This is a genomic window from Rhodopseudomonas sp. BR0G17 (assembly GCF_010907025.1).
Taxonomy (GTDB): domain Bacteria; phylum Pseudomonadota; class Alphaproteobacteria; order Rhizobiales; family Xanthobacteraceae; genus Rhodopseudomonas; species Rhodopseudomonas palustris_H.
The window spans coordinates 1-391 of the sequence record NZ_QUML01000240.1 but is presented as its reverse complement, the minus strand read 5'-3'; the positions used below and the strand labels follow the sequence as shown (position 1 = coordinate 391).

General features: G+C 59.6%; 1 protein-coding gene. It reads left to right on the top strand.

Translation table 11 applies throughout. The features are described from left to right. Positions 1–13 precede the first annotated feature (13 nt). On the top strand, positions 14–391 hold a 378-nt coding region (locus DY467_RS26030; RefSeq protein ID WP_349627697.1), incomplete at its 3' end, for an NUDIX domain-containing protein.

Sequence of the window (391 nt, the reverse complement as noted above, 5' to 3'; positions counted from 1 at the left end):
GATCGAAGGCCTCGTGTCGGACTTCGCCAAGGGCTACGCCACACCCAAAGTAGATGTCCGTGGGGCCGTGATCGAGAAAGACAAGATCCTTCTCGTTCGCGAGAGGAGCGACGGGTGCTGGACACTTCCGGGCGGCTTTGCCGATGTCGGTCGCTCCGCGGCAGAAAACGTCGTGAAGGAAATTTGGGAAGAGGCCGGAATCGCCGTTTCCGCACGAAGCCTCTACAGCGTCCGCCACAAGGCAAAGCAACCCTACGAGCCGGACGCGCGTGACTTCTATAAACTGTTCTTCATTTGCGAAAGAACAGATCTGACGGCTCCGTCAGCCCGCGGTGAAACAACCGACGTCGATTTTTTCCCGGCGGACCGCCTACCCAGACTCTCCCGCGGC